This window comes from Pyxidicoccus fallax (assembly GCF_012933655.1).
In the GTDB taxonomy this organism is placed as follows: domain Bacteria; phylum Myxococcota; class Myxococcia; order Myxococcales; family Myxococcaceae; genus Myxococcus; species Myxococcus fallax.
Genome location: NZ_JABBJJ010000144.1, coordinates 23,198 through 30,076, shown reverse-complemented (window position 1 = coordinate 30,076; position 6,879 = coordinate 23,198). Strand labels below are relative to the sequence as shown.

The following is a 6,879-nucleotide window of genomic DNA, read 5'->3' as shown; positions in this document are numbered from 1 at the left end:
ACTTTCCGCCCCGCCCCGCCGCGCCCGCTCCGGATTCCTCCAGAATATCCGGCGTTTGGCTCACGGGTGGCCTCTCGCCTGGAGGGTCCGGCGGCGTCCCGGCACCGCGGCCAGCACGAGCCACGCGGCGAGCGCCCCCGCCGCGCCGCCTCCGCTCCCCGTGGCGCCGCAGCCCCCCGTGGGCGCCTCCTCCACACACGACAGCCAAAGCCGGCACGTCTCGCCGGCCTTCACGCACGGCACCTGACCGTCCGGGCCGGTACAGACGCCGCCGAAACGGCCGGCCTCGAGCCCCGCCACCGCGCAGCTCTTCTCCCCTCCCGGCCGGCTGACGCACGCCATGCCGAGCGGACAGTCGGCGTGGTCCTCACAGCGGGTCGTGCACGCGTCCACGCTCGCGTCGAGCGGCGGCCGCGGGGGTGGAGCCGCCTCCACCTCCTGGAGGACCTCTTGGAGGAAGGCCGCGTGCACGTCGACGCGGGTGTTGGTGCCCATCGTGCACGCGAGGTCGCCGAACGAGGTGATGCCGACGAGGTGCTCGACGCCGTCGACCTCCAGGAAGACCGGTCCTCCGCTGTCGCCGCCGCACGACATCCCCGGCGCGCGCTCGATGGAGAACGTCCCCGCGCCCACCGACGTCACCCGGGTGGTGCCGGCGCGTCGCGTCCCCCGCCCGCCCAGGTCATCGAGCCCGAAGCCCACCACCCGCGCCGTCCTTCCCACCAGGTCCGCGGGCAGCGTGAAGGCGTGGAGCGGCACCGGCGCCACGGGCGCGTCCTCCGCCAGGATGAGCACGCCGAGGTCGTTCACTCCCGCGCGCCAGCCGGGGTGCAGCCTTCCCTCGACGGTCCGCACGCGCTCGGCCGGGAGCGCCCGCGCCACCTCCGGTGCGAACACCACCGAGAGCACCCGCGGGGCATCGGCGTTCTCCACGCAGTGCGCCGCCGTCAGCACCACCCGGGGTGCCACCAGGGTGCCCGTGCAGGTGACGGGCGCCTCCTCCACGAGCACGCCACACTCCGGAGAGATTGGGACGATGGCGCCCACGGCCGCGGCACCCGGCTCGGGGACGCCGCCCAGCACCGCCCGCCGCTCCGCCGCCAGCGCGGAAGCGGGCGCGTGTGAGGAGTCACACGCGCCCGCCACTCCGAGCAGCAGCGCCGCGAGCGGGAAGAGGCGCATCACGCCGGCCCGCCCTCAGTCCCTCGCGAAGTCGCCCTGCGGCGCATCCGTCGCTTGACCCTGGAGGTCGAAGTACTTCCAGTCACCGGCCTTCTGCCCCTTCTCATAGGTGCCCCGCACGGCCAGCGCGCCGTTCGGGTGCCACTCCGAGTAGGGGCCCACGGCCATGTGCCCGACGAGGGTTCCCTCGGCCCACTTCTCGCCGCTGGAGCGCCACGCGGTCCACTTCGTCTCCCGGGCCTCCGGGGTATGGACCTCCTCGCGGTTCTTTGGCCCCTCCTCGTAGTAGAGGGTCCACAGCCCCGTCTTCAGGCCGCCGCGATACTCGCCCTCGAGTTGCTTCACGCCGTCCTCGAAGTAGCTCACCCAGCGGCCCTCCATCTTGCCGTCGACGTACTGCCCTTCCGTCTTCAGCTTGCCGTTGGGGTGCCACTCCGCCCAGCGGCCATGCTTCCCGCCGTCGGGCTTCGCGCACCATTGCAGCGTGCCCTCCGGTGGCGCGCGGCCGAGGAGCCGCGCCCCATCGGGACAGGGACTGGAGGAGGCGCGGCCACAGCCGAGCACCGTGGCCGCGAGCACGGCGAGGACTCCTGGACAGGTTCTCAGTAGCAGGTTCCCACCCCGCTGCAGCTGCAGTTGTTGCTGGCGAACGTGTAGTCGTCGGACGCGGCCGAGAAGCTGCCGAGGCCGTAGTCGTGCTTGGCGCAGTCCTGCGTGTACGCCGTCGTGCCCACGCACCCGGGCGTGCTGGTGATGCCGCAGCCCTGACCGCAGCGGCCCTTGCATCCCTGACCCGAGCCGCCCGTGCAGCCGCAGCCCCGGCCCGCCGTCCGGTAGTAACCCGAGCCGATGTACTGATTGCCGCAGGTGCAGGAGATGTGCGTCCAGCCGCGCTCGGAGACGTACTCGTACGCCGTCAGGGCCTCACCCACCGGGACGATCTGCATGAAGCTCGTCTGGCGCTCCGCCGCGGTCTCCACGCGAGTGCGCGGGGCGTCCGGCGTCTGCGGCAGGGCCTTCATGATGCCCTCCAGCAGCGGCGTGAGGAGCTGGGCCTGCGCCGCGTCCAACGGGCTGCCGCTCGGCATGAACTGGCCCACGCCCTGGTTGTAGTCGATGTGGAACCCGATGACCGGGTCGCCGAAGTCGTAGGTCACCTCGACCACGTCCTTCGACGTCTCCACCACCAGCGCCCGCACGGACGCGCCGCCCGAGCTGTAGGTGGCCTCAATCGTCGTCGCGTCGTGCTGGAGGAGCGCGAAGCCCTCCGCCGACTGGGCCTGCTGCTGCTCCGGCCCGCTCGAACAGCCCACTGCCAGCACCAGCGACACTGCACACAGGAAGAGCTTCCTCATCTCGAACTCGATTCCCTGGGGGTGGGGGACTCACAGCGGGAGCAAAGGTAGGAAATCCGCCCAGAGCGGGTCAATCCAAAAAATCCCGGAGAATCGGAATGTGAGAAATCCCCTTCATTGACAAGGTGAAAGCCGCCCTCCCGGGTGGAGCAGTCTCCCTGGCCGTCAGGAATTGCTCCGGTAGTTTGTTTGGCGAGAGGAGAATCGACATTGGCTCCATCCGATGATGACTCCGACCCCAAGCCCCTGCTGCCGAAGCTGAGCCGCCGGGCCTTCTTCACCGGCGCGGGGGCCTCCGCGCTCGGCGCCACGCTGGTCCAGACGGCCGCGGAGGCGGCGTCCACCGCGGCGCCGGCGGTCCACGGGCCCGGGCCCTCCACGCTGACGCTCACCCTCAACGGCCGTCCCGTCACCGTCCAGGCCGACCCCGGCACGACGCTGGCGGAGCTGCTGCGCAACCAGCTGGGGATGACGGGCACGAAGATTGGCTGTGACCGGGGGGCGTGCTCGGCGTGCACGGTGTGGCTGGACGGCGAGGTGGCCGCCAGTTGCATGACGCTCGCCTTCGACGCGCGCGGCCGGAAGGTCACCACCATCGAGGGGCTCGCGAAGGGCGACGAGCTGCACCCGGTGCAGCGCGCCTTCGTGGAGCACGACGCCATGCAGTGCGGGTTCTGTACGCCCGGCATGGTGATGAGCTGCGCCGCGCTCGTCGAGCGCAACCCGAAGTGCACGCTCGACGACGTGAAGCAGGCGGTCAGCGGGCACCTGTGCCGCTGCGGCACCTATCCCAACGTCTTCAAGGCCACGCTGGCCGCGGCCCGGTCCAACGGCAAGGGCAAGGGGAGGAGCTGATGCAGGACGTCAAGGACACCAGCGATACCCGGGGCGCCACCACGCCGGCCGACGGGCAGAAGACGCAGGAGGCCGGCCCCGCGAAGCCGCCGCCTCCCAACCCGGGCCCCGCGCGGCAGCAGGCCATGCCGTACGGCATCGTCGGCCAGCGCCTGGAGCAGGTCACCCGGCGCGTGCCCGTGGACGAGCCGCCACCCCTGCCGGAGAACGCGAAGCTGAAGTCCATTGGCAAGCCGGTGTCCCGCCTGGACGGCATCGAGAAGGTCACCGGGCGGGCCCGCTACACCTTCGACGTCCAGCTTCCGGGAATGCTCTGGGGCCAGCGCGTCCTGGCGCCCCTGCCCCATGCGCGCATCAAGTCCATCGACACGTCGGCGGCGGAGCGCTACCCCGGCGTGCGCGCCGTCCACGTCATGGAGCGCCTGCTCTCCACCGCGAAGCTGAGGGACCCGAAGGCGGAGCAGGGCAACCGCTACCCCACCGTGCGCTACGCCGGCCAGCCCATCGCGGGCGTGGCGGCGGACTCCCCCCGCGCCGCGGAGGCCGCGGCCCGGCTCATCAAGGTGGAGTACGAGCCCCTCCCGCACGTCACCGACCTCGAAGAGGCCATGAAGGAGAACGCGCCGCGCGTGTTCCCCGGCCCCACCGAGCAGCCATCCACCGCGGGCGGCGGAGGCGCGCCGCCGGGCCTCCCCCAGAAGGGCAACGTCCGCGGCCCGGACTCGAAGCCGCTCGGCATGGGCCCGCGCGGGGACGTCCAACGGGGGTTCGCCGAGTCCGACGTCGTCATCGACGTGGAGTACCGCACCCAGGTCCAGACGCACGTGCCCATGGAGCCCCACGGCCTCGTCGCCGACTGGCGGGACGAGGGGCTCACCCTCTACGCGTCCACCCAGTACATGGGCAGCGTCCGCGACGAGGCCGCCGAGTACTTCGACCTTCCGAAGAGCAAGGTTCGCGTCATCTGCGACTACACCGGCGGCGGCTTCGGCGCGAAGTACGGCATCGGCAACTTCGGGCTGCTCGCCATCCACCTGTCGCGCAAGGCCCGGGCGCCGGTGCGGATGGTGCTGGACCGCCGCGAGGAGCACGTGTCCGGCGGCAACCGTCCCAACAGCATCCAGCGGCTCAAGCTGGGCGCGAAGAAGGACGGCTCGCTCGTCGCCATCCAGCTGAAGGCCTGGGGCAGCGGCGGCGTGGCGGGCGGCGCGGGCGTCGGCTTCTGCCACTCCACGCTCTATGAATGCCCCAACGTGCAGATGGAGCAGTACGACGTCTTCACCAACGCGGGGCCCTGCGCCGCCTTCCGGGCACCCGGCCAGGTCCAGGGCATCTTCGGGCTGGAGCAGTCCATCGACGAGCTGGCGGAGCGCATCGGGATGGACCCGCTGGCGCTCCGGAACAAGATTGACGTGTCGCGCACGGACGACGCGGTGGCGCGCGCGCACGAGCGCCGGGTGGGCGCCGAGAAGTTCGGCTGGAGCAAACGCCGGCCCGCGGGCTCCGACAAGGGGCCCATCAAGCGCGGCGTGGGCTTCGCCCAGTCCCAGTGGCTCTACCTCGTCCACCGGAACACCGGCTGCGAGGTGCGGGTGCTGGGCGACGGCTCGGTGGAGGCCTTCAGCGGCACGCAGGACATCGGCACCGGGACGCGCACCATCCTGGCCCAGGTGGTGGCGGAGGAGCTCGGCCTCAGGCCCGAGGACATCGGCGCCCACGTCGGCGACTCCCGCTATCCGCCGGGCCCCGCCTCGGGCGGCAGCCGCGTCACCAGCTCGCTCACCCCCGCCGCGCGCAATGCCGCGTACCGCTGCGCCCGGGACCTGGCCTCACGGCTCGCGCCCGTCTTCCAGGCGAGCGCGGACGACATCGTCTTCGCCGACGGCAAGGTGATGGTGAAGGGCAAGGCCTCGTCGGCGATGCCCTTCCGGGACGCCGTCAAGAAGGCCGGGTTCAACGAAATCGCCCACCGGGCCGAGCGCCGCGACGACTACGAGGGGTACATGGCCGTCACCCCGGAGATGGGCATCAGCCGGCACGGCATCGGCGGCGTGCAGTTCGCCGAGGTCGCCGTCGACACGGAGACCGGCATCGTCAAGGTGGAGCGGGTGCTGGCGGTGCATGACTGCGGGCGCCCCATCAACCCCAAGCTCACCGAGAGTCAGATCTACGGCGGCGTGATTCAGGGCGTGAGCTACGCCCTCTATGAAGAACGGCACCTGGACGCCGGCAGCGGGCACCAGCTCAACGCCAACGTGGACCAGTACAAGATTGTCGGCTCGCGCGAGACGCCGAGCATCGAGGTCATCCTCCTCGAGCAGCTCGGCGCGCAGTCCTCGACCGATGCCCGGGGTGTCGCCGAGCCCGCCAACGTGGCGACGGCGGCGGCGGTGGCCAATGCCTTCTACAACGCGACGGGCAAGCGCATCCGCACGCTGCCGATGACGCCGGCGAACGTGCTCGCGGCGCTGCGCGCCTGAGACGACCGGGAGGATTCATGCAGAGCTTCGAATGGGTGGACGCTGAATCCGTGGAGCAGGCCGTCACGCTGCTGGGCGAGTCGAAGGACGGCCGCCCCGTCGTCGCGAAGGCCGGCGGCATGGACCTGTTGGACCTGATGAAGGGAGGCGTGCTCTCCCCTCACCGCGTCGTCAACCTCAAGGGCATCAAGGGCCTGGACGGGGTGCGCTTCGATGCGCGGCAGGGCCTGGAGCTGGGCGCGCTGGTGACGCTGTCGCGCATCTCCCGCGAGCCCGAGGTGCGCAACCGCTTCGTGGCGCTCTCGGAAGCCGCCGAGCACGCGGCCACGCCCCAGGTCCGCAACGCCGCCACCATCGGCGGCAACCTCCTCCAGCGGCCCCGCTGCTGGTACTTCCGCAACGAGCACTTCCATCAGGCCGGAGGAGACGACCTCGCGCGGGTGCGGGACGGGCAGAACCAGTACCACGCCATCTTCGACAACCAGCGCACGGCGATGGTGCACGCCTCCACGCCGGCCACCGCGCTCCTGGCCTATGGGGCCTCGGTGGAGCTCGTCGGCCCCGGCGGCAAGACGCGCACGGTGCCCGTCTCCGAGCTGCTGCTGCCGCCCGACATGAAGCGCCCGCGAGACACGGTCCTCGCGCCCAACGAGCTGCTCACGCGCGTGCGCATCCCCGCTCCGGCGGCGGGAACGCGGGCCGCGTACCACAAGCAGGGCGAGCGCGAGAGCTACGACTGGCCCCTCTGTGACGTCGCGGTGGTGCTCCAGTTGGACGGCCGGGTCGTCCGCCAGGCGGCCATCGCCATGGGCTGGGTGGCGCCCACGCCTCGCCGCGCGACGGAAGCGGAGAAGCTCCTGGTGGGCAGGCCCGTCGACGAGGAGCTTGCCCGTCAGGTCGCGAAGGCGGCGGTGGCGGGAGCGACGCCGCTGTCGAAGAACGCCTACAAGGTCTCCATCCTCGAGACGGTGGTCCGCAGGACGGTCCTCGCGGCGGCGAAGGCCTGA

Annotated in this window: 6 protein-coding genes; 3 read left to right on the top strand and 3 right to left on the bottom strand. The window is 71.6% G+C overall.

What is annotated here, in order from left to right; translation table 11 throughout:
• Positions 1–60: 60 nt before the first annotated feature.
• The 3 genes from HG543_RS27745 to HG543_RS27735 are packed head-to-tail and all read right to left on the bottom strand — an operon-like array spanning position 61 to position 2,537.
• The gene (locus tag HG543_RS27745) at positions 61–1,182 is read right to left on the bottom strand and encodes a S1 family peptidase (RefSeq protein ID WP_211194210.1); all 1,122 of its coding nucleotides are present in this window, start codon (positions 1,180–1,182) and stop codon (positions 61–63) included.
• A 15-nt stretch (positions 1,183–1,197) separates the two neighbouring features.
• Positions 1,198–1,761: a toxin-antitoxin system YwqK family antitoxin gene (locus HG543_RS27740; protein WP_169347888.1), complete on the bottom strand. Its 564-nt coding sequence runs from the start codon at positions 1,759–1,761 to the stop codon at positions 1,198–1,200.
• Between the two features lie 23 nt (positions 1,762–1,784).
• A complete protein-coding gene (locus HG543_RS27735) occupies positions 1,785–2,537 on the bottom strand; it encodes a hypothetical protein (RefSeq protein WP_169347887.1) in 753 nt (250 codons plus the stop codon).
• A gap of 210 nt (positions 2,538–2,747) precedes the next feature.
• Here HG543_RS27735 and HG543_RS27730 point away from each other — a divergent pair, with 210 nt between their 5' ends.
• Genes HG543_RS27730 through HG543_RS27720 form a run of 3 tightly spaced genes read left to right on the top strand, consistent with a single transcriptional unit; the run spans position 2,748 to position 6,879 of the window.
• Positions 2,748–3,392, top strand: coding sequence for a (2Fe-2S)-binding protein (locus tag HG543_RS27730; protein WP_169347886.1), 645 nt, complete (start codon positions 2,748–2,750; stop codon positions 3,390–3,392).
• Positions 3,392–5,872, top strand: a complete 2,481-nt coding sequence (locus tag HG543_RS27725) for a xanthine dehydrogenase family protein molybdopterin-binding subunit (RefSeq protein WP_246357341.1) — start codon at positions 3,392–3,394, stop codon at positions 5,870–5,872. The genes HG543_RS27730 and HG543_RS27725 overlap by 1 nt, the downstream gene beginning before the upstream one ends.
• A 17-nt stretch (positions 5,873–5,889) precedes the next feature.
• Complete coding sequence (locus tag HG543_RS27720) at positions 5,890–6,879, top strand: FAD binding domain-containing protein (RefSeq protein WP_169347885.1); 990 nt, start codon at positions 5,890–5,892, stop codon at positions 6,877–6,879.

Coding starts and splice junctions, on each gene's coding strand:
- HG543_RS27720 (WP_169347885.1), top strand. CDS start 5,890: ATGCAGAGCTTCGAATGGGTGGACGCTGAATCCGTGGAGCAGGCCGTC.
- HG543_RS27725 (WP_246357341.1), top strand. CDS start 3,392: ATGCAGGACGTCAAGGACACCAGCGATACCCGGGGCGCCACCACGCCG.
- HG543_RS27735 (WP_169347887.1), bottom strand. CDS start 2,537: ATGAGGAAGCTCTTCCTGTGTGCAGTGTCGCTGGTGCTGGCAGTGGGC.
- HG543_RS27745 (WP_211194210.1), bottom strand. CDS start 1,182: ATGCGCCTCTTCCCGCTCGCGGCGCTGCTGCTCGGAGTGGCGGGCGCG.